18 protein-coding genes and 1 tRNA gene are annotated in these 25,992 nt (G+C 57.2%); 6 read left to right on the forward strand and 13 right to left on the reverse strand.

From position 1 onward, the window contains the following. Both HY298_02535 and HY298_02540 read left to right on the forward strand, forming a co-directional pair. Nucleotides 1-1,233: a restriction endonuclease subunit S gene (locus HY298_02535; GenBank protein ID MBI3849157.1), complete on the forward strand. Its 1,233-nt coding sequence runs from the start codon at nt 1-3 to the stop codon at nt 1,231-1,233. Further along, complete coding sequence (locus tag HY298_02540) at nt 1,230-3,779, forward strand: AAA family ATPase (GenBank protein MBI3849158.1); 2,550 nt, start codon at nt 1,230-1,232, stop codon at nt 3,777-3,779. Before HY298_02535 ends, HY298_02540 begins: the two co-directional genes overlap by 4 nt. A 746-nt stretch (nt 3,780-4,525) precedes the next feature. Here the strand turns inward: HY298_02540 and HY298_02545 are convergent. From HY298_02545 to HY298_02570, 6 genes are read right to left on the reverse strand one after another with little or no spacing between them, the layout of a single operon-like run. Continuing rightward, complete coding sequence (locus HY298_02545) at nt 4,526-5,443, reverse strand: 4-deoxy-4-formamido-L-arabinose-phosphoundecaprenol deformylase (GenBank protein ID MBI3849159.1); 918 nt, start codon at nt 5,441-5,443, stop codon at nt 4,526-4,528. After that, nucleotides 5,443-6,606 carry a bifunctional UDP-4-keto-pentose/UDP-xylose synthase gene (locus tag HY298_02550; protein ID MBI3849160.1) on the reverse strand — a complete coding sequence of 388 codons (1,164 nt, stop codon included), beginning with the start codon at nt 6,604-6,606 and terminating at the stop codon, nt 5,443-5,445. Before HY298_02550 ends, HY298_02545 begins: the two co-directional genes overlap by 1 nt. Next, nucleotides 6,492-7,466, reverse strand: a complete 975-nt coding sequence (locus tag HY298_02555) for a formyltransferase (GenBank protein MBI3849161.1) — start codon at nt 7,464-7,466, stop codon at nt 6,492-6,494. Before HY298_02555 ends, HY298_02550 begins: the two co-directional genes overlap by 115 nt. Then, nucleotides 7,459-8,406: a glycosyltransferase gene (locus HY298_02560; protein ID MBI3849162.1), complete on the reverse strand. Its 948-nt coding sequence runs from the start codon at nt 8,404-8,406 to the stop codon at nt 7,459-7,461. Before HY298_02560 ends, HY298_02555 begins: the two co-directional genes overlap by 8 nt. 3 nt (nt 8,407-8,409) lie before the next feature. Further along, on the reverse strand, nt 8,410-9,621 hold the full coding sequence (locus tag HY298_02565; protein ID MBI3849163.1) for a DegT/DnrJ/EryC1/StrS aminotransferase family protein: 1,212 nt from the start codon (nt 9,619-9,621) through the stop codon (nt 8,410-8,412). Beyond that, a complete protein-coding gene (locus tag HY298_02570) occupies nt 9,618-11,369 on the reverse strand; it encodes a phospholipid carrier-dependent glycosyltransferase (protein MBI3849164.1) in 1,752 nt (583 codons plus the stop codon). Before HY298_02570 ends, HY298_02565 begins: the two co-directional genes overlap by 4 nt. Before the next feature lie 360 nt (nt 11,370-11,729). On the opposite strand from HY298_02570, the gene HY298_02575 reads away from it, so the two are divergent. Next, complete coding sequence (locus HY298_02575; GenBank protein MBI3849165.1) at nt 11,730-12,671, forward strand: transposase; 942 nt, start codon at nt 11,730-11,732, stop codon at nt 12,669-12,671. 104 nt (nt 12,672-12,775) lie between these two features. Here HY298_02575 and HY298_02580 read toward each other — a convergent pair whose 3' ends face one another. Together HY298_02580 and HY298_02585 are read right to left on the reverse strand one after the other, a co-directional pair. Further along, nucleotides 12,776-14,419 carry an ankyrin repeat domain-containing protein gene (locus HY298_02580; protein MBI3849166.1) on the reverse strand — a complete coding sequence of 548 codons (1,644 nt, stop codon included), beginning with the start codon at nt 14,417-14,419 and terminating at the stop codon, nt 12,776-12,778. A 236-nt stretch (nt 14,420-14,655) separates the two neighbouring features. Beyond that, nucleotides 14,656-15,918, reverse strand: a complete 1,263-nt coding sequence (locus HY298_02585; GenBank protein ID MBI3849167.1) for a beta-lactamase family protein — start codon at nt 15,916-15,918, stop codon at nt 14,656-14,658. Nucleotides 15,919-16,146: 228 nt separating this feature from the next. On the opposite strand from HY298_02585, the gene HY298_02590 reads away from it, so the two are divergent. Then, nucleotides 16,147-18,564 carry a polysaccharide deacetylase family protein gene (locus tag HY298_02590; protein ID MBI3849168.1) on the forward strand — a complete coding sequence of 806 codons (2,418 nt, stop codon included), beginning with the start codon at nt 16,147-16,149 and terminating at the stop codon, nt 18,562-18,564. A 57-nt stretch (nt 18,565-18,621) separates the two neighbouring features. Beyond that, nucleotides 18,622-19,092, forward strand: a complete 471-nt coding sequence (locus HY298_02595; GenBank protein ID MBI3849169.1) for a hypothetical protein — start codon at nt 18,622-18,624, stop codon at nt 19,090-19,092. Nucleotides 19,093-19,197: 105 nt separating this feature from the next. Here the strand turns inward: HY298_02595 and HY298_02600 are convergent, their stop codons facing one another. Then, the gene (locus HY298_02600; protein MBI3849170.1) at nt 19,198-19,944 is read right to left on the reverse strand and encodes a GDSL family lipase; all 747 of its coding nucleotides are present in this window, start codon (nt 19,942-19,944) and stop codon (nt 19,198-19,200) included. Between the two features lie 530 nt (nt 19,945-20,474). Here HY298_02600 and HY298_02605 point away from each other — a divergent pair. Continuing rightward, nucleotides 20,475-21,575, forward strand: a complete 1,101-nt coding sequence (locus HY298_02605; protein MBI3849171.1) for a M48 family metallopeptidase — start codon at nt 20,475-20,477, stop codon at nt 21,573-21,575. A gap of 343 nt (nt 21,576-21,918) precedes the next feature. Here HY298_02605 and HY298_02610 read toward each other — a convergent pair whose 3' ends face one another. The 4 genes from HY298_02610 to sufT all read right to left on the reverse strand — a co-directional run bounded on the left by HY298_02610 (nt 21,919) and on the right by sufT (nt 25,332). Then, nucleotides 21,919-22,986 carry an aminopeptidase gene (locus HY298_02610; GenBank protein ID MBI3849172.1) on the reverse strand — a complete coding sequence of 356 codons (1,068 nt, stop codon included), beginning with the start codon at nt 22,984-22,986 and terminating at the stop codon, nt 21,919-21,921. 80 nt (nt 22,987-23,066) lie between these two features. Beyond that, the gene (locus tag HY298_02615; GenBank protein MBI3849173.1) at nt 23,067-24,050 is read right to left on the reverse strand and encodes a hypothetical protein; all 984 of its coding nucleotides are present in this window, start codon (nt 24,048-24,050) and stop codon (nt 23,067-23,069) included. Between the two features lie 380 nt (nt 24,051-24,430). Further along, a tRNA-Ala gene (locus HY298_02620) sits at nt 24,431-24,506 on the reverse strand. A 277-nt stretch (nt 24,507-24,783) separates the two neighbouring features. Further along, nucleotides 24,784-25,332, reverse strand: coding sequence for a putative Fe-S cluster assembly protein SufT (sufT, locus tag HY298_02625; GenBank protein ID MBI3849174.1), 549 nt, complete (start codon nt 25,330-25,332; stop codon nt 24,784-24,786). Between the last annotated feature and the right edge of the window lie 660 nt (nt 25,333-25,992).

Raw genomic sequence — 25,992 nt, forward strand, 5'->3', positions numbered from 1 at the left:
ATGGAAAACGGACTGACCGAATCAACGCTCGCCGAAGTGTGCAGCCTCGTTACCGACGGCACGCACGACACACCGAAGCGAGTCGCTTCCGGTTTTCCGCTAATCAAGGCAAAGGAAATCACAGGCGGCCGAATTGATTTTGAAAACTGCGACCAGATTTCGGAGGAGGAACACCTCGAAGTAATCGCTCGGTCAAAGCCAGAATTTGGCGACACACTCTTCGCTCACATTGGCGCATCGCTGGGTGAAGCAGCGTTCGTGAACACCACGCGCGAGTTCAGCATCAAGAACGTGGCACTGTTCAAGCCGAACCCAGCCGTCATTGATGCACGCTACCTTTACTACCTCGTCACCAGCCCAGCGTTTCAATCACTCGCCAAGGGGACGAAGACTGGCTCGGCGCAACCATTTCTCGGACTCAGTCAGTTGCGCGGACACTGCATTCAATTTCATCGCGATATGGGCACGCAACGCCGTATCGGGGCAATCCTGTCGGCCTACGACGAGCTGATGGAGAACAGTCAGCGGCGCATCCGGCTCTTGGAGGCGATGGCCCGCGCCCTCTACCGCGAGTGGTTCGTCCACTTCCGCTTCCCCGGCCACGAAAAGCTCCCGCGCGTCGCCTCCCCCCTCGGCGACATCCCCCAAGGCTGGGAGGTGAAGACCGTTGCGGACTCGTTCGAGATTTCCGGTGGCGGCACACCGTCACGAAAGGAAGAAAAGTATTGGGACGGCGGAACAATCCAGTGGTTCTCGCCCAGCAACCTCACCGGCGCAGGCACGATGTTCATGGATGATTCCAGCGACCACATCACCGAACTTGGCTTGGCCGAAAGTTCCGCACGACTGTTCCCGGCTCGCTGCGTAATGCTCACCAGCCGTGCCACCATCGGCGCAATCGCCATCAACACGCACGAAGCCTGCACCAACCAAGGCTTCATCACCTGCCTACCGAACGAGCGCGTGCCGCTCTATTTCCTTTTCCATTGGCTGACGGAGAACGTGCCGACGTTTGAACGCATGGCGTCAGGCGCGACCTTCAAAGAAATCAGTCGCGGTGTGTTCAAGACAATCGAGTTCCTGCAACCGCCCGCCGAACTGGTCCGCCGCTTCGAGGACGCCGCCGCGCCGATGGCCGAGCAAGCACTCGCGCTCCAACGCAAAATCCAAAACCTCCGCCGGACGCGCGACCTGCTGCTGCCGCGTCTGCTGTCGGGCGCTATTAACCTATGAATCCGAAATCCAGTCCGCTTGGTTCAATCTGGCGAAAGTGGGATTTGCACTTTCACACGCCGGCTTCTTACGACTACGGTCACAAAGGCGCGACCAACCAGGAAATCGTTGACGGGCTACTCAAGGCCGGCATTGAGGTCGTTGCCATCACCGACCATCACCGAATCGACACGGCACGAGTCTTAGAACTTCAGAAGCTGGGAGGCGAAGACCTTACGGTGCTGCCAGGGATCGAGTTGAGGTCAGAGTTGGGCGGCAGCGACTCGGTTCACTTCATCGGCATCTTTCCTGAAGACTCCGATCTAGTGGACCTGTGGACGAAGTTGTCCGGCAAGCTCAATATCACTGAAGCAGAGGTGGCCAAGCGCGGAGACGACACGATCTATTGTCCGTTCGTCGAAACGGCAAATGTGATACACGAACTAGGCGGCTTGGTGACCGTGCATGCTGGAAAGAAATCGAATTCTATTGAGGGCCTCAAGAACACCGACTACATCAAACAGATTATCAAAAAGGATTTGGTCAGGGAGTGCATTGACATCTACGAGGTCGGCGATGCCACCGACATCCAAAGTTACCTTGAAAAGGTGTTCCCGCACCTTGACCGGCCAATCCCGCTGATTCTGTGCTCGGACAATCATGACATTCGGGGCTATTCGACGAAGTGCCCGCTTTGGATTAAGGGAGACAAGTCATTCGAGGCGCTGCGACAAACACTTTTTGAGCCGTCGTGTCGCGTTGGTGTTACACCGGATAAACCGCTGAAGCCGCTGTTGCGGGTGGACCGCGTCACCTTGGATTTTCCTGCTGAAACCGAGCTGGTTTCGGAGTTTAACGGGGAAGAACGTCGCGACGCATTCTGCTTCAGAGGAAAGGCTGCGGTGGTTTTTAGTCCGTATCTCACTTGTTTGATCGGGGGAAGAGGTTCAGGCAAGAGCACTCTGCTAAATCTGATTCATGAGAAACTTGAGCGGGGACAGAACAAGTTTTTCGCTGCAAATCATCTTGCCCCACAGCCAGACGCTTCAGTCGCCACCTGTGTTCAGATTGACGGTGACACCGCAAAGAAGGTTGTCGAGTTCTTGCAGCAAAACGAAATCGAGGGCTTCGCCACCGACCCCTGGCGTTTCACGGAAGCCGTCTTTTCTAGGCTCGTGAAGCGGGACGAGGAGGGCAAACTCAACGCGGTTAACGCTGAGTTGGCCGCCGCGTTATCCGCAACGGCTGAACAGGCGAAGCGATTACAGGAGCACACCGATTTGGTGTCACGGCTCGCAGATGCGGAGAAGGAATTAGTATCCAAGAAGGCGTTGATTGCCTCGTTCCAGAACGAAGAATACAAACGCATCAACGACGAGATGGGTAAGTTAAGCCAAGAACTCCAAGGCTTGCGAATCTGGAGGGAACGGCTTGAAGCGCTGAAGAACGACCTCAACAATTTGCCGGAACATCACAGCCATCCGATATCCGAGAACCCTAACGGCTACGAAAAAGAATTTCTGCGAATACTTGGTGTCGTCCAAGGCGCTGTGCAGCCACCTCAACCAAGTGCGGAGATGGCTGCGGCTGCCAGTCGAGAGGCTGACTTAAACGGCCAAGTTGCCGCACTGAAAGAAAAACTCGACGCATTCCTCAGAGGGCGAGGGCTTTCGCAGGAGAATCTTGCCGATGTGGGAAAGGCAAATCAAAGAGCTGCGCAACTGGAGCATGAGCTGCCCTCACTCAAGGCAAGAACCCAAACACTCGCCGCGCAAATCTCGGCCTTCCGGGCGCGGCGAGACTTGCCAGAAAAATACTCTGGCGCGGTCCAAGCGCTCCTCGCTCCGATTAACAATGCACTCAGGAATCTGAGCAAAGAAGTTAAACAAATCGAGTTGCACTATGAATTTGATTACGGCGCGTGTCGCCAGACGCTGATTGAACACATTCAGGATGTGTTGGGCGATGCAGGCGTCCGGATTGACCACGTCGAAAGCATGTTGCAGGACGTTGACCTGTTCCGTTTGGACAGCCGAGAAAAGTTCCTTCAAAGAATCTCGGACGCACACAAAACCGGTAAGGCCATCCGCGAGTGCTACTCGATTCCGCTGCGGTTCGACCTTCTGCGCATCGAAGTTGAACGGCAGTTGCTCGAAGTTGGAGGCTTTGGCCGTTTCCGAGTGCTTTATGACAAGAAGCCAGTCGAAAACACATCGTTCGGCCAGCGATGCACCGCGGCCATCGTCGTGCTGTTGATACTAGGGAATACACCAATCGTGATCGACGAGCCAGAAGCGCACTTGGACAGCGCGCTCATTGCGAATTACCTGGTCGAGCTCGTGAAGAGCAAGAAGGTCAACCGCCAGATTATTTTCGCGACCCACAATGCAAACTTCGTGGTCAACGGTGACGCCGAGCTGATCCACATTTTGGAGATGGGGGACGACAAGCAATCCAAAATCGTGAGCACAACTATCGAAGACCTGTCCCACCGCTCCGAGTTGCTTCGCCTCGAAGGTGGGCCAGAAGCTTTCTTGAAGCGCGAACACCGTTACGGCATCGCATAGAACCCAAGCCATGCCCCACGCCTACACCGAAGACCAGCTTGTCGAGCAGCCCGCCATCGGGTTGTTCGCGGAGCTTGGCTGGGCCGTGGCAGTGCCACCTCCCAATGCCGGCGTGGCCGGCGAGCCGCGTGACGCCGGGTTGCTCGGGCGCGAGACGAAGGGCGAGGTGGTATTGGTGTCCCGGTTGCGCGCGGCGTTGGAGCGGCTCAATCCCGCGCTGCCGCCCGAGGCCATCACCGCCGCCGTGGACGAATTGACCCGCGACCGTTCGGCCATGAGCCTGGAGGCGGCGAATCGCGAGGTGTATCGGTTGTTGAAGGAGGGGATTCCCGTTTCCGTGCTGGATGCGGAATCGACACCTCACCCCGGCCCTCTCCCCGGTCGAGGCGGAGAGGGTGCGAGCCGCACGGGAAATCACGGTGCGCTGGGGACAGCACGCCCTACCAAGGGAGGTCAGACCAGTGTCCGGGTGCGGGTGATTGATTGGGAGCATCCGGCGAACAATGGTTTCCTGCTGGTCAGCCAGTTCAGCGTCACGGGCGCGCTCTACACCTGCCGCCCGGATTTGGTCGGCTTCGTCAACGGCCTGCCGCTGGTGGTCATCGAGCTGAAGCAGCCCGGCGTGCCAGCGCGTGCGGCGTTCGACGAGAACCTGACGCACTACAAGGCGGAAATACCGCAGCTCTTTTGGTTCAACGCGCTGCTCATCGCCTCGAACGGCACGGAGAGTTGTCAGTCACCTGTCTTCAAGCGGCGATTCTTTGGCTCGCCAAGAAACCCGACCGGCCATCCACTGTGCCTTCTTCCACTACGCACGCCGGAATCGCGTTGCGATTTTGCAGAACTCGATGCGCGATTTCTTCCATCGTCGTGAAGGTAACGCCCGTTTGCTTCGCTGCCGTCACGAGTTGTTCGAACAGTTCTGCCTTCTGCATCCCTTCAATTTCGGCGTGAATGGTCAGGACATTCGGTAACTCCGACCTGAGCAAGCCAAGATAGTGAGCGACGATGGAGTTTTCCGGGAAATCAGGACGGCCAAGCAATTCGTCCAGCGTCGGCAGCGTCGTTGGAATTTGTAACGTCCGAAAAGTTTTCCCGTTCACTTGCGGAAAGAATGGAAATGCGCCCCGGCAGTCGCTGCCGTAGAGAAGTTGCTGTTCGTCATAGACCTGAAAACTGCTGGCGTTGGCCTGCCAGCCCGCTGCGCCTGCTGCCTGCGGATGCTCGCCGAAGATGCGTTCAAACTCCGCGACGGCGCGACCGAACTCTGCGCGCGTTTCTTCCAGCGAAAGGCGATGGAGATAATCCTGCCAGCGGAAATGGTCATAACAATGAATGCCGGCAGCGAATCCATCGGCTTTGACGGCGCGCAAAACGGATTCGTTGCGTTTCCCGATCTGCGGTGCGGGCAGGAGTGTGCCGGAGAGGAGCGTGCGCCAGCCGTAAAGTTGGGTGACGCGGGTGCGGGTGACTTTTTTTAGGAAGCCCGGACGGAAGACCCGTCGAATCGCCTTGCCGGTGTTGTCCGGGCCAAGGCTAAACAGAAACGTGGCGGGCACGGAATGGCGTTTGAGGATGGCGACGAGCGCGGGAACGCCTTCGCGCGTGCCGCGGTCGGTATCGACATCGATCTTGATGATGAGTTGAGGCGCTTCGGACTTCATCAACGCGTCTGCATTTTGTTCAGCTCGTAGTTTGTATTTCGCAGATGATAGTCGAGTGTCAACTTGAGGGCGGTGCGCAGGTCGGTGGTGGGTTTCCAGCCGAGATGTTTTTCGGCTTCCTTGATGGAGGGCACGCGATGGGCGATGTCCTGGTACGCTTCGCCGTAGTATTCGCGTGAATCGACGTCAATCAGTTGAATCTTTTCCGCGTTGTCACGGTATTCCTCGTAGTCTTTCAGCAGCTCGATGATGAGTTGAGCCATCTCCTTGATTGAATAGTTCATGTAGGGATTGCCGATGTTGAAGATGCGCTGTGAGGCGGCCTGGTCTTTGTTCTCGATGATGCGCACCAGGCAATCCACGCCGTCGTCGATGAACGTGAACGAGCGTTTCTGCTGGCCGCCATCCACCAGTTTGATCGGCAGCCCATTGATGATGTTGTGAATGAATTGTGTGACAACGCGCGAACTGCCTTCCTTCGGCTCGTTGATGTCGTCCAGCTTCGGCCCGATGAAGTTGAAGGGGCGGAACAGAGTGTAGTCGAGGTTCTCCTTGTCGCCGTAAGCGAAGATGATGCGGTCGAGGAGTTGTTTGATGCAGGCGTAAATCCAGCGTTGCTTGGGAATCGGGCCGAGGACGAAATTGGTCGTGTATTCGTCGAACTCCTTGTCCATCGACATGCCGTAGATTTCGGAGGTGGAGGGAAAGATCAGGCGCTTCTTGTATTTCACGCACTTGCGGATGATTTCCAGGTTCGCCTCGAAATCCAGTTCGAAAACGCGGATCGGGTCGCTCACGTAAAGTCCGGGCGTGGCGATGGCGACCAGCGGAATGACGACGTCGCATTTCTTGAGATGGTATTCGATCCATTCGCGGTTGATGGTGATGTCGCCTTCAAAGAAATGAAAACGCTCATGGCCGAGGCAATGCGTGAGTTTGTTGGTGGCCATGTCCATGCCGAAAACCTCCCAGTCTTTGGTGGTGAGAATATTCCAGGCAAGGCTGTTGCCGATGAAGCCGTTGACGCCGAGGATGAGAATTTTTTGGCTCAAGATGTTTTCAAGGTTAAGGGTTTGGATTGCTCGCCGACCGCGGAAAGAACCTGGCCGACCTCGAATTGCGGCGGCGCGATCTGTTGTGCCGGTTGCTGCGGGTTCACCCATTGGCAATCGGTGATCTGCAAAATGCCGTCCCCGGTCGCAATGGCAAACGGATTGAGGCTGATGACTTGTCCGGGAACCACGTCGCCTGCGCCTCTCGAAGAGAACCCCGGCGGCTGGACCCGCCAGATCATCAGCCGCGCATCGCCGCAATCAGTGAACGCACCGGGGTAAGGCCGCGTGACGGCGCGAATCAGGTTGAAGATGTTGATTACGGGCTGGTGCCAGTCAATCCGGCCATCCTCCGGTTTGCGCGCGCCGAAATAAGTCGCTTGAGTTTCGTCCTGTGGATGACGCGGCGCGTGGCCGGTGAGAATCGCGTTCAATTGTCGCTCCAACACCTTCAACGCCGCCGCTTGAACTTTCTTCATCACTTCAATGGCGGTTTCCTCCGGTCCGATGGCAACCGCTTCCTGATCCACTATGGCTCCGGCATCCGCGCGTTGCACCATGTGATGAAGTGTGGCGCCGATCTGGCTCTCACCGTTGAGCACGGCCCAGTTGACGGGAGCTTTGCCGCGATATTTCGGCAGCAGAGAGCCGTGCATGTTGAAAGCGCCGAGCGGTGCGAGGTTCAACAACCGCATGGGAATCATGTTCCGATAGTAGAAGGAAAAGATGACGTCGGGTCGAAGGGTCTGAAGTTGCTCTTCTGTTTCCGGCGTTTTCAAAGAATCGGGCGTGAAAACCGGAACGTCATGTTCCCGCGCCAAGCCCGCGACTGATCGAAACCAAAGATTCTCGTCCGGTTTGTCTTCGTGAGTGAACACAGCGACCACGCGCGTCTTGCGGCGCAGCAACAGCTCCAGGCATTCATAGCCCACCTCGCTGTAACCGAAAACAATGACGCGCGGCTCAGTCATCGAGTTGCTCCAGAATTTCCCTGGTCACGTAACGGGGTCGTTGTTGCACTGATTGATACGTGCGCCCGACGTACTCGCCGATCAGTCCGATGCCGACCATCGCCACGCTGATGAGGAAGAAAAGAATTGCGAACAACGTGAACACGCCGAAGGTTTCGCGGTCGAGATTGAGCACCAGCCGACGGTAAAGCAGCACGGCCACCAGACTCAGGCTGCCCGCCGAGCAGAGCATGCTGAAGAGCGTGAACAGTTGCAGCGGCGTCGTGGTAAAGCCGGTGATCAGATCGAAGTTCAGCCGGATGAGTTTGTAATAACTGTATTTCGATTCGCCCGCGGCGCGCGCATCGTGTTCGACTTCGACTTCGCCGGGCCGCGCGGCGAATTTGTAGGCGAGCGCGGGAATGAACAGTGACCGTTCGCCGGTCTGCACAATTGCCTGCACCACCGCGCGCCGATACGCCCGCAACATGCAACCTTGATCAGTCATCTTGATGTCCGTGGTCAGTTCGCGAACAAAGTTGATGAGCTTCGAACTGAGCTTTCGTCCCACGGTGTCCTTGCGGCTTTTGCGAAATCCGCCGACGACATCGAATCCTTCCTCCACTTTGGCGAGCAGTTTGGGAATTTCCTCCGGCGGATTCTGCAGGTCGGCGTCCAGCGTGACAACGATGTCACCTCGTGCGCGCTCAAACGCCGCCATGATGGCGGTGTGCTGTCCGAAGTTGCCGTTGAAGTCGATCACGCGAACTTCTTTGGGCCGCCGTCGGTGAAGATCGCGGAGGATTTCCATCGAGCGATCCGCGCTGCCGTCGTTGGTGAAGATGATTTCAAACGGTTTGCCGACGGAATCCAGCACCTTCGTAAGCCGCGTGAAGAGAGATTCGAGATTCTCTTCTTCATTGAACACCGGGATGACGACCGAGAGATAAATCGCTTTCATGGCTCAGGCGCGTTTGAAAATGGCGGCCATCGCGGCAATGACCCGGTCCTGGTCGGCTTCCGTCATCGTCGGAAACAATGGCAGGCTGACCACGCGGTCAGAAATCGCCTCCGCGTTCGGAAAATCGCCACGTTGATAACCGAACTTCTCCCGGTAGTAAGGACTCAAATGAACCGCTTGATAATGCAGGCCGGTGCCGATGTTGTGCTCTTTCAACGCGGCCATGAATCCGTCGCGGTCCACGCCGGCGGCGTCGGGATTGATCAACGGCGCGAACAGATGCCAGGCGTGACGGTGTTCGTAGGAAACCTTGCCCGGCAAGGTCAACTCCGGCCAGCCGGCGAGTTTCTCATAATAACGATGAACCAGTTCCGTGCGCCGCTCGATGAAACCGTCCAGCGCGGGAAGTTGGTGGATGCCCAGGGCGGCCTGAATGTCCATGAAGTTGAATTTGTAACCGGGCAAAACAATCTCGTAATGCGGGCTGCCAGATTTGCCAAACCGCGCCCACGCTTCGCGATCAATCCCGTGGAAGCGCAGCAACAGGATGCGCTTCTCCATGTTGGCGTCGGTGGTGGTGATGCAACCGCCTTCGCCCGTGGTCATGTTCTTGTTGGGGTGAAAACTGAAGACCTGCGTGTCGCCAAAACTTCCAATGCGCCGCCCTTTGTATTCCGTGCCAATGGCGTGGGCGGCGTCTTCGATGACGCGGAGACGATGTTTCTTGGCAATGGCGTAAACGGAATCCAAATCCACGGGCAGACCGGCGAAGTGAACCGGCATGATCGCGCGTGTGCGCGGAGTGATTGCGGCCTCCAAACGCGAGACATCCATGTTGTAAGTGTCTGGCTCAACATCCACCAGCACCGGTTTGCCGCCAGCGAGCACAATCGAATTCATCGTGGCCGCAAAAGTCATCGCCGTCGTGATGACTTCATCGCCCGGTTGCAAATCCAGCGAGAGCAGCGCCATCAACAGGCCGGCCGTCGCCGAGGAGCATGTCAACGCGCACGGCGCGCGCAAATAGTCCTGCAACATCTTCTCGAACTGTTTGGTGCGCGGGCCGGTGGTGATCCAACCCGATTCCAAACAGGCGACAACCTCAGCGATGGCCGCCGGACTGATCGTCGGTTTCGAAAAGGGCAGGAAAGCGTCGTTCGTTATTACGCTCTGGCTCGATTGAATTGGCGGTTTGTCCGGCGCGACGGTTTTCATGGTTTGACCGGCTGCGGATTGTAGGCGTCGGGCTGGTTGCTGAGGAGCACAAAATCATCGTCCTTCATGATTTCGATCGGGCGCCAACTGGGATTCATTGCGGCAAACGCCCGATAATGGCGCCAGCTTGTCAGCGCGTAAACGCGTTGATTACCTTGCCAGAGTTCGACGAACTGGTGCGCGTTCACGTAACGGTCGGAATGGCTCTCCAGTTGCAATCCGAAGCGCTGTTCGTCAGGTTCGAAGCTGACTACTCCGATCAACCTTTCCAGATACGGAGGCACGTCCTGACAGTATTCGCGCAGGTTGAAGACCAATGTATCCGGCGCGAGTCTGGGCTTCAGAAACTTGCAGAGTTCCCGGGCGGAGGGACGATGCAACGCGGCGGCCAGCGGATTGAACACCAGACAGATTCCAGCCGCCGCCAGCATCAGGACAACCAACCCGCGCGGTGAAGTCCGGCGCCGGCTGAAACGGAAAACCAAAATGGCGCTGATGGCCAATATCCCGATCAACACGCCAAACCACGGCAGCGCAGCCGGGCGGATCGTATCAGGCCGCGAACGCAGAATGAAGGGCGTGGCCGCGGCGAGCAAGGCGGCGATGATCGCATAGCCAACGTAACCCGCTTTGAGTGAAACCCGGCCGGGATCACCCCACGCCGCCGACAAATATCTTCCCACCAACAGCGCCAGCGCCGGATACACCGGCAGAATGTAAGGAATCAACTTGGATTGGGACGTGGAAAAAAACAGCAGCACAAACGCAATCCAGATGATGAAGAAATAAACTTCCGGCTGCTCGTGTCGCTTTTTCCATCCGCCTTGCAATGATTGCTTGATGGCCTGGGGCAAAAAAGCGACCCACGGAAACAGGCCGGCCGGCAGCACCACCAGGAAAAACCAGATCGGTTCCTCGCGCCGGTCCACCGCCGTGAGATAGCGCAACACCTGCTGACGCATGAAGTAGTACCAGAGAAAACCCTGCCCTTCCTCCTTGGTGGAAAAGAATCCGGCGCTGTGTTCGCGGGCGGGCGTGGCCAGCGCTGCCAGCACATGCCAGGGCACCGCGACCAGCAAAAAAAGCGGGATGCCAATCCACAGATAAAGCGGGAAAATGGATTTCCATCGCCACAAGAGCAGTGTCCAAAGAAAGATGATCGCCCCTGGAATCGCCAGACCAATGAGTCCTTTGGTCAGTGTCGCCACCGCCATGCACAGATAAAAGCCCGACAGCAGTCGTCGCCGCGTCGGTCCGGGCGGTTCGCGTACGCCAAGAATGAAACAACAGAGCGCGCCGCTGATGAACACGGACACCGCCATGTCCAGAAGAATGATCTGGCTCAAACCGAAAAAGAGCAGACTCGTGCCCAGCACAATGGCGGAAAAAATGCCCGCCGTCCTGCCGTAAAGTCTCCGCCCTGTGGCATAGATCGTGAGACAGCCGAGAATTCCCAACGCCGCCGGCCAGAACCGCAACGTGGCTTCGTGCATGCCGCCCGCCTTGAGCGCCAGTGCTTCGAGCCAGTAAAAGAACGGCGGCTTTTCAAAATACAAGACCCCGTTCAGGCGTGGCGTGACCCAATCGCCACTGGCGACCATCTCGCGCGGGATTTCCGCGTAGCGTCCCTCGTCAGGATTGCTGAACGGTCGCAGACCGATCATCGAAAAGTAGATCAAGCCCAGACCGAGAGTCAGCAGCGCCACATCTTTGGAAATGTCTCGCGCTTTTGATTTATCGTTGCTCATGCCCGGCGCAGTAAAACGTGGAACAAGCCCGCTCGCAATTGCAATTAACTCGTCAGTCATTGGCGGCACAGGGCAATGTCCGTGGAGCAATCGAGTCACCAAGATTGTGCCGTCAGTTGACGGCTACATAATGGAGTTAAGATTTCCAAAAAACTTTTTCACAAGTTCCGGGCAAGTTTGCTTCAATTCGGCACCCCGGAGGTTTGCAGGCGTCTGTGCGAGCTTTTTGTTTCGCAGTTTCGTAGTGCGTAAAGTAAAGGGGTCGGTTCTGAATGGCCCTTAGATAAGGCCCATAAAGTAAAGTAAAGGGGTCGGTTCTTGGTATTGACAACTGTTGATGGGCGGTTCACTCTCCCATCCATGGCGCGCAAGTTACGAGTGGAATATCCGGGGGCGATTTATCATGTGATGAATCGCGGCGACCGGCGTGAGGAGATTTTCAAGGATGACCCGGATCGGGAGCGCTTTCTGGAAGCGCTCGGCGAGGTGTGCAAGAAGACCGGCTGGCAGGTTCATGCGTTGTGCTTGATGGAGAATCATTTTCATCTGGTGGTAGAGACGCCGCAGGGCAATTTGGTGGCGGGCATGAAATGGTTTCTGGGCACTTACACTTCGCGGTTCAATCGTCGTCACAAGTTGTTCGGGCATCTGTTCAGCGGTCGTTACAAGGCGTTGGTGGTGGATGGCAGTGGCAGCGGGTATTTGAAGACGGTCTGTGATTACGTGCACTTGAATCCGGCGCGGGCGAAATTGTTGTCAGCGGACGAATCGTTGAGAAGTTATCGTTGGAGCAGTTGGCCGGAATACTTGAAGCGGCCCGGCAATCGCTGGCCGTGGTTGCGGGTGGATCGCTTGCTGGGTGAGTATCGGATTCCCGAGGACAACGCGGCGGGGCGGCGGCACTTGGAACAGGAACTGGAAGCGCGGCGCCAGGCGGAATCGGGAGCGGATTACAGAGCGATTCGACGGGGCTGGTGTCTGGGTGAGAAAGCCTTTCGCGAGGGATTGCTGGAGCAAATGAGCGAGCGCTTGGGCGCGGAGCACTACGGAGAGGAGCGGTTGGAGACGGGGACGGAGAAGGCGGAACGGATTATCCGCGAGGAATTGAAACAACGGCGCTGGAAGGAACGAGATCTGGCGAAGCGGGCCAAGGGTGATGTTGAGAAGGTAAAACTGGCCGGACGATTGCGTGAAGAAACGACGGTGACGGTGAAGTGGATTGCGGAGCGGCTTGAGATGGGGACGGCGGGTTACGTGAACAACCGGCTGTATCGCTGGCGCAAAGGAACGTTGCCTAAGTGAGCATGGAGTGACTGATACCAAGAACCGACCCCTTCGCTGTCGAGTTGCTGCTCACAAAAACCGGATTGCACTTCGGGCTGCGCTCGACCATAACTCTGCCCAAGTTAGCCAAGGTCTGTTCGGCTGCCGTCAACGGCATCGAGGCTTATCCGATCGAAGTCTTTCGTCGCGTGGCGTCGGAGCGCGTCCTTGACGGCTTCCGTGCCACCGGTCGTTTTTTCGGGAAGCTTCGCGCCCGCTTTGAGCAGCAACTCGACGGTCGTGGCGTAGTCTCCCGTCCGGCAATACCAGCCATGTTCCGAGCCGTGAATGGCCCATCCCAGTGGCGTGCTATGGAAGTCTGCATCGGTCAGTTCGAGCGGCGGTTCGTAACGAAGGATCTCGCGGGTCAACTCCGCATTCCCATGAAACGCCGCCCAGTGCAGCGGCGTGGCACGATGCTGGCCGAGCGAGTCCACGGGCAGACCCGCAGTGAGCATCACGCGGACGGCGGCGAGATTGTTGTTCCGCGCAGCGTGAGCGACCTGGCGATGATAGGCGTCGGACAAATCGGCGACGAGGTCAGGCTCTTGGGCGAGCAAGGATTTCACCGCGGTTTCGTCAACGGCCCAGCAAGCAGCAAGCAGTCTCACGTCGGCGGGACTGCGTTCCATCAATAAACGGAAGACGTCGTCGTGACCGAATTGCTTGGCGACGTCGTGCGGCGACACGTACCAACCGAGCGCCCATTGATAAATCGTTCCACCGGCCTTTTTGTTGATCATGGGAAAATATTCGTCGCTCACGCGCACGTGAATGCAGCCGGGATCGGAGTCCAGATGTTTGCGAACGAGGTCCGCGTCGCCCAGCGCTGCGGCCATGAGGATGTCGGTCTTGCAGCCGCGCTGAATCAAGTAACGCGCGATCTCCTGACGGTCGCCCACCATCCATTGTGCCGGTGTGGAATCGTGGTCGATGTCGCGGGCGTCAATGTCTGCGCCGTGATCCAGCAACCACTTCGCGATTTCGACCGTGCTGGCAAAATGTAGCGGCGTCTGTCCATCGCCGCCTCGCGCATTCACTAGCGACGGATTGGCCGAGATGAGTTCACGGACCTTCTCGTTCATGCCGAGGCGTGCGGCGGCGTGCACATCCACGACGGCGCCGCGCTGTATTGCGTACGCGGCCAGGTCAGGTTTCGCGCCGTGCAAGAGCCCGAATCCGCCGGCCCACCACCGGCTCTTCGCATTGATGTCCGCCCCGGCTTCGAGCAACACGTCCAGCATCTCGCGGCTGCGCACCTGCGTGATCACCGGCGCGTCGAAGGCCGCCACGGGTTCGTTGATCTTTGCCTTCATCGCGGGAAAACGTTCGAGTAACTGGCGGAACATGGTTGCGTCATTGTCTATAAATGCTTTCTTGAACAGTTCAACCGGGTCGTCTGCTTTGAGTGTGATGGAGTCCACATGCTCCTTGAGCTTCATCCAACTGGCGAAACCGTATTCGCGAGCGATGACAAGTTGCGCGTCGTGAAGGCGGAAGCCTTTTCCCCTCACCCGACCTTCGGTCACCCTCTCCCCATCCGATGGGGAGAGGGATGGGGTGAGGGGCGTTCTTGGTGATTTGACCGACGAACCACCAAAGTCGGGATGAAGCTCGCGCATGCGATTCACCGCCGCCGGCTCGCCGGCGAGATATTTTTTGAGGAGGTCTTTGGCCTGGTTCTTGAGTTGTTCAAGATTGGGCCGCGAAGGAAGCGACTTTGACATATAACCTTTCTGCTATCGCCTGTGGTCCGCGGGCAGGCAGCATCAAGGTTACGGTTGCACCGAGACTGGTAGGTAGGCTCAGCCCTTTCCGCGGACCCGGATGCGTCCTGAACGCAAATCAAGTCAGCCAGAATTGCATTTGCTTGTCAACTGACAGCCATTCGCATTTGAGTTTTTCTGGAGGGTGCGCGGTCTCAGTTACCAGTTACGCTACTGAACCACGTTACTCGTTGATATCACTTTGTGATCGCGTCGTAGATGGGTCCTTTGACCACCGTTTCCAGCATCATGGAAAAGGGCAAAGACTGCTCCATCGTGACGACCACCAAATCATCTTTGGGCGAGGTCCAATAATGTGTGCTAGCCATGCCGCCCCAGCCGTATTCCCCCACCCGGCCCGACGGCGCGTCATCTGTGGACTCGACGCGCACGGAAAAGCCAAGTCCAAAGCCAACGTCGGCGCGCTTCCCCACGCTGATGGCAATGGGAATGAGCGCGGGCGGCAACTGGTTGTGCGTCATCAACGCCACCGTTTCGGACTTCAAAACCCGCACGCCTTGAAGTTCGCCTCCCTGCGCAATCATTTGCAGGAAACGCATGTAGTCGCGTGTCGTGGACACCATGCCGCCACCGCCGGACAAGAGTTTGGGTTTGGTGAGGTAGGGGCTGGCGGTCTGCGTCTCGGCGGGTTTGAGAGTGCCGTTGCCATCGGAGTTGTAAATGGCTGCCAGGCGATCCGCTCTTTCGCGCGGCACGTAAAAACCGGTATCCTTCATGTCCAGCGGTTCCAAGAGGCGCTGTTGTAGGAACGCGTCAAACGTCATGCCCGAAGCGACCTCGATCACCCGACCGAGCACATCGATGGCAACGCTATACACCCACTTCGTGCCGGGGTCGTAGAGAAGCGGAAGTTTTCCCAATTTCTCACACATGGCCTTGAGGTCTTCGTTTGGATTCAAAACTTTGGCTTCACGGTAAAGCCTGTCCACGGGCGTGTCGCCGAAAGCGCCATAGGTCAAACCGGCAGTGTGCCGCATCAAATCGCGGATGGTCGGTTCGTGCGTCGGCGCGACGTTACCTGCTCCGTTCCACACTTTGAGACTCTTGAAATCGGGCACGTATTTGGACACCGGATCGTTGAGCTTGATCTTGCCTTCGTCATAAAGGATCAAGGCGGCGGCCGTGGTGAGCGCCTTGCTCATGGAGTAAATGCGGAAGATGGCGTCCGGGCGCATCGGTTTGTCTGCCTCCAGGTCCATCTTCCCGAACGTTTTGGAGTAAACCACTTTTCCATGCCGGGCGATCATCACCGTTGTACCGGCCAGTTTCTTTTGCTGGATCAGGTCTTCAATCACCTTGTCCACCTTTTCCAATTTCGCGGATGATATGCCAACGCTCTCGGGCGCGACGGAAGGCAGTTCACGAGCGGCGAGGGCGAGGGCGAAGCAAAGGCTGACCAGAAAACAAACCGACTTCAGGAAAGATGTTGGCGTGTGCATGTCGGCAAGGGTAGTGACGGGCTGCGCTGAGTTTCAAGTGTGATTTTTCCCGCTCTGCGTCGCACGGCGCAACTCGACATTGTCACCAACCACGAAAGCACCCTAAAGGGTGGACACCGAACCGTCGCGGCCCTGTTTGGTGTCCACCCTTTAGGGTGTGCCGGCGGCAGCAAGCAGGGTAGCAGTGTCAAGATGCGCTCCGTACCGTGCTTTCAACGGCGCCATTGTGTGTCCCATGTCGTTTGCGATACCATCGCCGACATGAAAGCCCGTGTGGTTTGCTATCTCGTCACGCTGCTGGCTCTGGGCATGGGATCATCACGAACTCCGGCGCTTGAGCCGATCCCGGATAAACTGGTTGTGCTGACCTTCGATGACTCCGTGGCGTCGCAATACTCGGTGGTGCGGCCCATCTTGAAGCGTTACGGATTCGGCGCCACGTTCTTCATCACCGAGGGTTTTTCCTTTCCCACCAACAAACGCGATTACATGACGTGGGAACAGATCAGGGAACTGCATCAGGACGGATTCGAGATCGGCAATCATACGCGCGATCACCTCGGTGTTTCGGACCGGACGCTTGGGCAATTGCGTGAACAGATCGAAGCCATCAACGCGCGCTGCGCCGAGCATGGCATTCCGCGGCCCGTCAGTTTCGCTTATCCGGGAAACGCCATCACACCGGGTGCGCTGCCAATTCTCAAGGAACTCGGCTTCCGTTTTGCCCGGCGCGGCGGCGCGCCGGAGCATCCGTATGCATGGGGACGCGGCTTCGCCTACGAACCGGGCTTGGACCATCCGTTGTTGATTCCATCGGCGGGCGATGCGCGGCCCGACTGGACGCTCGATGATTTCAAGCGAGGGGTGGACCAGGCGCGCGCTGGCCGGATCGCGGTCATGCAATTCCATGGCGTGCCGGATAATGAGCATCCGTGGGTAAACTCGCGGCCAGAGCGTTTCGAGGAATACATGCGCTACTTGAAGACCAACGACTTCAAAGTCATCGCGCTTCGCGACCTGGCCCGCTACGTCGATCCGGATCGGGCACCGGCTGACCCGTTGGCGATTGTCGAAAAGCGAAAGGCTGGGCGCAAGGAGGTGGTCGTCGAGGGAGAGGTTGTGGACGCAGCGGGCGGGAAACTGCTCCCGGCGAGAGTTTACATTCGTGGCGGCGACGGCACCTGGTATTTTCCGAAGTCCGCTTCCTCAGCCGGCACCGCGATTCGTTACGAGCGACGCAATGGCGCCAACCCAAATGCAGTGGAGATGCACACCACACTTTCGGCGCATCCGTTTCAAATCGAACTGCTGCCCGGCCGTTACACCTTTACCTTTGAGCATGGGAAGGAATATTTTCCCGAAACTCGCGAGGTGGTCGTTGAGCGTGGATTGCCGAAGCTCACGTTTCGACTGCGCCGGTGGGTGAACATGGCTGAGGAGGGTTGGTTTTCCGGCGACACGCACAATCACCGCGATCCGGCTGAGTTACCCAACACGATGCTGGCCGAGGATGTGAATGTCGCCCTGCCGATGGTGGACTGGACGACGAGTTCAACCATAGCGCCGAGCGCGAGCGGACGCGGCTTTCAGGGAAACTTTGGCGATGCACCAGTGCCGATCGACGCTACCCATGTTTGGAATCCACGAAATACCGAGTATGAGATTTTTCAAACCGGGAGAAGCAACCACATGCTGGGCGCACTGCTGATCTTGAATCATCGGACGCGTTTTGATGAACCGGTGTTGCCGGTGGGGCGCATTGCCGAGAAAGCGCGGGCCGAAGGCGCGTTGCTCGACCTCGAGAAGCACAATTGGCCGTGGTCCATCGCCCTCGTGCCATTGCTCAAAGTTGATCTGTTCGAACTCGCCAACAATCATCACTGGGAAACGGAGTACGCGGTGAGGAATTGGGCCGTGCCGGCGCCAGCGTGGATGGGGTTGTCCAATTCAGGCACGGGCACGGAACGCGATTGGACGCTCTACGGTTTTCAGACCTACTACGCGCTGTTGAACTGTGGGTTTCGATTGCGCCCCTCTGCCGGCACGGCCAACGGCGTCCATCCGGTGCCCCTCGGTTTCAGCCGGGTGTACGTTCATCTTGACGAGCCGTTCACTTACGATGCCTGGATGCGCGGACTCGCAGCGGGCCGCAGTTTCGTGACCACCGGCCCGATGGTGTTTGCGAAAGTCGATGACCAGTGGCCGGGAGCCACATTTCAGGCGACCAACCAGGCGAAGGATTACCGACTCGACTGCACCGTGCGGAGCAAGCAACCACTGGAAACCGTTGAACTGATCGTGAACGGCCTCGTGACCCAGCGCTTCGAACCGCAGAACAAGAAAACCGAAGTTGGCTCGTTCGCGACAGAGATAACGACCAGCTTCAGTCCCAAGACAACGTCTTGGCTGGCGTGGCGCTGCTTTGAAACGAGGCTCGCCGGCCGTTTCCGTTTTGCTCATACAGCGCCGTGGTATTTCGAAGTTACAGGCCAACCGCTTCAGCCGCGCCGGGTGGAAACGGACTGGCTGGTGGCGCGCGTGAAGGAAGAGATCGCTCGAAGCCGGGGTATCGCGCCGGAAGGATTGATCGAGGATTACCAACGCGCGCTCAAGATGTATGAGAAAATTGCAGCGATGGCGCGATAGACGGCCGCTTGAACGAAGAACTGGACAAGCCGGGCTGGAGGGTGGCAGTGTAGTCAAATGGGAAAGTTCATTCTAGGTTTCGTCTTGGGAGCCGTCATAGCAAGCATAGTTACAGCCGTATTCTTGACTCGACAATTTGTCGACTCAGAGCGACTCATCCAACAAGGGGATTTGGCGAAAGAAATAACTGAGGCGTTCGATGCCTACAAAAACCAAGACGCTTTGATCGCTAAATGGGAGTTGAACCGGCTTTTGCCCAGCCTTCACAAAGCGGCAGAGCTCGAAATCGAAGACAATGACCGGATCAGTTTCTATCTATTGTTGACTCACGGCCGCCTTTCAAAATTGTATTTCTCGCAGAATGACGATGAGAACGCTTCACGACATGCGGCGTTGGCTATTTCTGCAGGGAACAGCGTTTCGTTGATCCACACTGGAGCGACGACAATTCAACTCTACGAGGTGTTGGAGAAATTCGATACACAAGGTTCATCCGAAATGAAAATTCCTAAAGGAGAAACCCGCTAAGAGCAAAGCCCAGTAAACTTATCTCAACATAAAGTGGACAATGCTATTCCTGGATGTGCTGGGCTGACTGAATGAAGGTAACCTGAACCTCTAAAAATTCACTGATCACTTCAGCAGCGACATTAAACTGTCCTGCATGGCGTCGGCCCAAATCTGATAACCGTTGGCGTTGGGATGCAGATAGTCCGGCATCACTTCCTTGGACATCGTTCCGTCCGGCTCCAAAAACTTGTCGCCGATGTCGAGATACTTCACGAGTTTGCCGTCGTCCAACCTGGCGATGCTGGAATTGATCTCTTTGATTTTGACGCGATTGGGGGTGTTGGGTTGGGCGTCGCGTGGGAAAATACCCAGCAGCAGAATTTTGCTTTGCGGAAGGCGAGTCCGAAACTCCTTTACGATGGCCATGATGCCTTCGACGATTTCAGGAGCGGAATTACTGCGGGTGTTGTTCGTGCCGATCATCAGGACGATCACCCTGGGTTTGATGCCGTCCAGCTCGCCATTCTGCAACCGCCACAACACATACCGCCACAACACATGCTCGGTGCGGTCGGCGGAAATGCCAAAGTCCGCCGCCTTGAGCGGGACGTAACGTTCCTGCCAGAGTTTTTGGTTGCGCCAGCCGTCGGTGATGGAATCGCCGACGAACAGCACATCGATGCCGCCCTCTTTGGCTTGCGCTACGAATCCTTCGTGTCGTTTGAGCCAGCCGGCCTCGCGCGGAACGGGTTTGATGGCCGTGTTGCCTGCCGGACTGGTTTGTGGGTCGGCGGCGCACGTTGTCCGTGCGACGAGTGTGCAAAGTGCGAAGGTGACTAAAAACGAGCGAGCGGCTAAAGATTTTTGCATATGGCTTTTGTAGCGTGAAGTTTGACAGAGATCAACTTGTCTGTTGGATGCGTTGGAGTTCACGCTTCAGCGTGTCAGGACGACGTTAGCATCGTGGTGACGAGGCTAAACTATGCAGTTGAATACACCCATTTCCATGAACCTTGTAGCGCAGCCGTCCCGGCTGCGAGTTCGTGCGGCGTCTCGCCGCTCGGAAAAACACGGAGCGGGACGCCCCGTGAACTCGCAGGCGAGGACGCCCGCGCTACGACCGCAGTCCGAGTTCAGAGATTCAAGGCGCGAATTGTTTCGGGGAGTTCTCACCCGGGCGCGCCCCATCGACCTGCTGCCAGCCCACCCACCCCGGACCCCTCCCAGGAGGGGAACAATCCCACGTGCGTTGCTCCCCTCCTGGGAGGGGCTGGGGGTGGGTTCAGGGCTTAACGCACGACATCGTCATTCGGGGAATTCTCCCATCCGATGGGGAGGCATGAACACGAACCGCTTTTTCTCCTCCTCATCCGCCTGAATTCTGTCATACACATCCATGTGTGAAAGAAGCGGAATCCAGTTATCTCGCGACTGCCCTTCATCCAAGTCTTGGCGACGAACCGGCCAACGGGCGGATTGTTGTCAGCCGCTGGACGCTGCGGTTCGAGTCCGAGGCCGGGAATGTCGAGCTGCCCATAGCGGGGCTGCAAATCGAGTTCAGCGAGGAGGCGGATCGAGTTTTCTTTTCGCACCCCGATCACCCCGACTGGACCATCTACACTTATGATCTGCACATTTTGGAACACCATGCGCTGGCGCAAAACACGCAGGTTCGAAATCAAATCAAGGAGGTGCAGGCGCGCGGGGCTGGCCGAAAGGCGCTGATCATCACCGCGAGTTTCCTGGTCTGCTTCGGCATTGCGGCGGCACTGGTGTCCTGGCTCAGCGGTTGGATGGTTCGTACGCTGGTCGCCAAGGTGCCCGTCGAATGGGAGGCCGACCTTGGTAATTCACTGTTCGAAGAAATCAAGACCGAGGATAAAACGTCGGGCGCTACGAAGCCGGCGGCGGAACTGAAAGCATTGACCGACCGGCTGGCTCGCGCCCTGCCGGATACGAACCGCACGTTTCAAATCCACCTCCTCGATGTTCCCATCCCCAATGCCTTCGCGTTGCCGGGCGGACACTTGATGGTGAACACCGGCTTGTTGGAGGTCGTGAAAGGTCCGGAAGAATTGGCCGGCGTGCTCGCGCACGAAATGGCCCACGTCACGCAACGCCATGGTTTCCGCAAGATCATCTCCGCCATGGGACCGTTTCTGCTCGCGCGGCTGTTGACTGGAAATAATCGCGGCTTGTTGGGCGTCATCGGCAACAGTTCCGGTGTCTTGGTCGGGCAAACCTATTCCCGCGCGTATGAAAACGAGGCGGATGATGTCGGCTGGCAATATCTCGTGAATGCCAACATCGATCCGCGGGGAATGATCAGGGCGTTGCAGGCGTTGAAAGCCGAGGAAGACAAACTCAAATTGAGCCACACGAATCTGCGCGGGTTCAGTTCGCATCCTCCCACCGAGGCGCGAATTCGGCGGCTGGAAGCCAAGTGGGAGAAATTGAAACGGAAGACCGGCTTTGTGCAGTTTGATCCGCCCGGCCCATGAGTGGTCGGCTGTGACAACGGGGAGAGAATTCCCCGAAAGAAGATTCCACGATTCCACGCATTAAACCCGTGAACCCGCCGCCAGCCCCTCCCAGGTGGGGAGCGGCCCGCCTGCTTCGCGGTGGGCAGGCGCACGGTCGCTTGCTTCCCTCTTGGGAGGGGTCAGGGGTGGGTTGGGTTGGCAGCAGGTCCATGGGGAGCGCCGGGGTGAGAATTCCCCGAAAGATTCGCGCATTGAACCCCTGAACTGCCCGGACAAATTTATGTTGCATATGCAACATGAAACTGTCCGAGCGGTTCATGGAGAGGGGGCGTTCAACACCGTCGTTCCGGCTCGGACCTGATCAATTCTTTTCCGGCTCGAACAGTTTCCGATGCCGTTCGGCTTTCGGCAGTTTGCCCGTAACGCGGACTTCCCGATAAAACTTTTCGAGGTTGCCGTGGTTCTGTTGTAAAAGCTTTTGGAATGCCGGGACGAGATCATAGTAGGTGGCCACGGTGTTGAGTTGCGCGTTGTTGAGCGGTTGCGAGAACCAGTTGTCATAATTGCCGACCCCGCCCCACTGCGCTTTGAGTCGCTCGTAGTTGCGGCGCAGTCGCCCCAGGATGTCTTCCCTTTGTCGCCGTCGCTCGGCTAACGAGTGCAGGATGTTCGTGGCGCAGCCCGAGCTTTCTTTGTCGTAAAATGATCCAAGCTCGCGCCGGGTCGCTTGAACCAAGCGCACGAATTGTTCGTTACGTTCAATCGCGAGTTGATAGTCTCCCAACGCCGCCGCATCCCCCGAGGCCAGCAGCCAGCGTCGCACGCCCTCTTGTCCCACCGTCGTGGCAAATGCTTCGTTGAAATCCGTGTCGCCGTGGATAAATTCCCGTTGGTGCGCCAGTTCATGAAAAATGGTCTCCGCCAGCTCCGCTTCGCTGTGATTGATGAACGTGTTTAGGACGGGGTCTTTGAACCAACCCAGCGTGGAGTAGGCTTCCACTCCTTCCACGTAAACATCAAACCCTTTTCCCGCCAGGCTGTCCCCGTAGTGTCGGGCGTCGTGTTCCGAAAAATAGCCGCGATACTTGAGGCTGCCGACCACCGGATACCACCACGTTTTGGGCGTCAACGAGAATTCCGGCGCGGCATGAACGTTCCAAACCACGTAGCGGCGATGGAGATCGACGTAGCTCCGGTAATGACCGTTGGCCGGCAGTTTGAGTTCCGACTCTGCAAACTCACGCAGCTTGAGGACCACTTGGAATTTTTCCTTGAGTGACGCTGGCGTCTGCGGATCGGCAATCAACTCGCTCATGGGCCGCCGATGTTTCAGAACCTGGTATTGACCCTGGACCGCCTGCTTATAGTAGTTGGCGGTCTGGCAACCCGTAAGCCCTGCCGCCAACATGAGCAAAAATACGCGCGTCACTTCAGAACATTAGAATGTTGCCGCGACTGGGTCGAGGATAACCAATCCGACGATTCAAAATCGCGCCCTGCGGGAAAGGGTTAGAACGGGAGCGCGATTCCGGCGAACAGGACAGGGTTGCGTTTCGCATCCAGTCCGATATGCAGGTAACCGCCGTTCTTGAACTGCTTGTAGAGTTTAACCACGAGTCCTTTTTGATCGTCGCGCTGACCGAACTCGTAGGAGGTGCCGACGTCGAAAGAGATTCCGTGGGTCAGCGGCACGGACAATGCCAGCTCGACCCTCTGTTCCGCGAACAGGTGATAATAGTAGCGCGCATTGGCCAGCAGAAATACCCGGTCGCCGTCCTTGAAAGCCATACTCACGAATGCGTAGGGACTCGTCCTGAATGGACGGACGCCGTAGTTCACGCTGCGGCTGGCCGACAACTGCTGCCACCAGGAGCGTTCCGCAGCCCGGTAAGACGGGTCGAGCGGAGACACCGCTTCCTCGTGAACATTGCCCAATGAGTTCAGGAGCAGATCGGTCACGAACGTTTGATGATCCTTGAGCCACACCATGAACGGAAGCTCGAGCACGGTTTCCCGGAAACTGTCCACAACCGCCCTTGAAAGCGAATGGCGGGCTGCGTCGGGAATGCGCTCGCGGAGTTGCTGGGAGTCTCGGTCCGCCAGTTTCAGGCTCCAATTCAAGGCGTTAAACGGTCGAAAATCATCAGCAAATTGTTCCTCAACATTTTGGTCGAACGTGGCCTTGTAACGGTCCCAAAACGCGGTGGGTTCTCCGGCTGGTGACTCAAGCGATTCGGTTGGCGGCAGGTACTGGAGGTTAACGCCTTGATCGGCGGCTTGTCCCTTGACCGCGGCAACCAGGGCCAGACCGTACAGCAAACAATAGAGCGAGCGAGCAAAGATTGAGCGTTGCTGGCGGAGACAGATGTTCTTTCGGATTCTGTGGCTTCGGGAAACCTGATTGCGACCACCACGGAGATCGAAACCGCGCAACCGCCCACCGGGAAGGAAAATTCCTGCAACTCTACTTCGTTGTGTCCTGAACGTCTTCATCACGATTCCATTTTACTACTTCACAAGTAGCAACCGCGATGCCGTGCATAAGTATAGGCCTTTCCGACCGCAAGCGCAACCGGAGGTCTCCGTCGAACGCAGCTTTCGCAGGCGGAGTTGAACCGCCGATTGAACGTTGCCCAACCTTTCGAGTGCGAATAAGAACCTGCCTTCATGGCCTTTGCACCAATTCCAAGGCGCAAGGGGTGAAGCTGCGTCGATCACACCTCTGCTTCAGCGCGGTGGTTTCCTTCGAGCCGACATGAGTACCATCTTGCCCCTTCCGTCCTGCGTGGTGACCGATTTCAAGTCACCGGTTGAGAGACTGCGTGAATCTCGCAAACAAAGCGTGATGCGTGGGCTTGCTGGGGGATTCTGGATGGTGGAGCCGAGGGGATTCGAACCCCTGACCCCCACAATGCCATTGTGGTGCTCTACCAACTGAGCTACGACCCCATCCGCGGCGGTCAATCTAGAATCCCACGTCGGAATGTCAAAGCGATTCTCCAAATGCGAGAACGCGCCTTCGGCACGGGGCTCAATTTCAGAATACGTTCGCCCTCGGCGACAGCGGCCGGGCGACGAATCCAAGCAAGAACACCTTGACCATGTGCTTCTGTTTCCTGAGCGGCACTGTTTCCAGTCCGGTCAAGGCGCCAATCACGGGCAAATCATTCTCACGCCCTGATCGCGGCGCGCGGTCGCCGATCGCTCAACGCCAAGTCTCGCCGCATCAATCGAGTCCCAGAATCTTCCTGCCTTGTTCGGTGATCATGGATTGGTGCCAGGGCGGGTCCCAGACAATATCCACGCTTGCTTCATCGACTCCGGGCAACTCCAGCAATTTCCCTTGCGCATCCCCCGCGATGACGCTGCCCATCCCGCAACCTGGTGCGGTGAGGGTCATTTTCACCGCCACGAAATTTTTGCCATCAGGTAGCGCGTCGATGTGCATGTCGTAAACCAGTCCCAGATCGACAATGTTCACCGGAATCTCCGGATCAAAACACGTTTTCAAAGTGTCCCAGACCAGCTTTTCATCCACGGCACCTTCCTTCGATTCGTTTCCCCGTGCAGCGTACGAAGTTGATTCAATTCCGAGCGCGTCGCGATCCTTTGCGGCAATGCGATACAAACCGCCCTGCGCATGGACCGTATAAGTGCCGCCGAGCGTTTGAGTAATATCGACCGGCATACGTGCCGGCAACGTCACCACGCTGCCAGCGGGGATTTGCACCGCTTCACAATCACGGCTTAGTTCGACGGAAGTCACGTCTTGCATGGCGAAAAATAGTTTGACTGTCATCAAGTTCCGACGCGTCCAGAGACAAGTTAACCTGATCAGGCCGCCCGCCCAAAGCAAAAATCTCGTTTCCGCGTGCTGCCTTTTCAACGGGGGTTGGGAACTGGCAGCCATGACAACTCGTCGTGGCTGACGCTACAATAGAATAAGGTCTGGCCATTACTGACAATTCTTTAAGCTTGTATAGATTCGTTCGCGTAGGTTTCGATATTTCCAAGTTGCTGGTTATCCTCGATAAACCAGGCACGGTTGTGGATGTCAGGGAGTAATACTAACGATGAACTTGAAGACTGGAGGTAATGCATTGGGAACTTGTTGCCGTGAGGCGAAGAGCAAAGTTCGTCAGGCAAGGATCAGGCTGCAAGTAAAGCTTGTCCTCTTGTTCAGCTTGGTGTTGGGCAGCTGGTGGGCCTTGCGCGGGACCGGTGCCGGCTGGATTTACGGAGAGCGCTATATCCAGAGCCAAGAGCGACGCGGTACGGCGCCTTCTCGCTACCCTCGGTTGGGCTCGAGGGCCAGGGAGCGATACGGGTGACTGTCAGCGGCGAAGTGGGGGTGAGTTACGCTTTGGAAGCGTCCAGCGATTTGCTCAACTGGAGCAAACTGGATGTGCAGGACAATACGACAGGGTCCGTGGAG

The organism is Verrucomicrobiota bacterium (assembly GCA_016200005.1).
Classification (GTDB): domain Bacteria; phylum Verrucomicrobiota; class Verrucomicrobiia; order Limisphaerales; family PALSA-1396; genus PALSA-1396.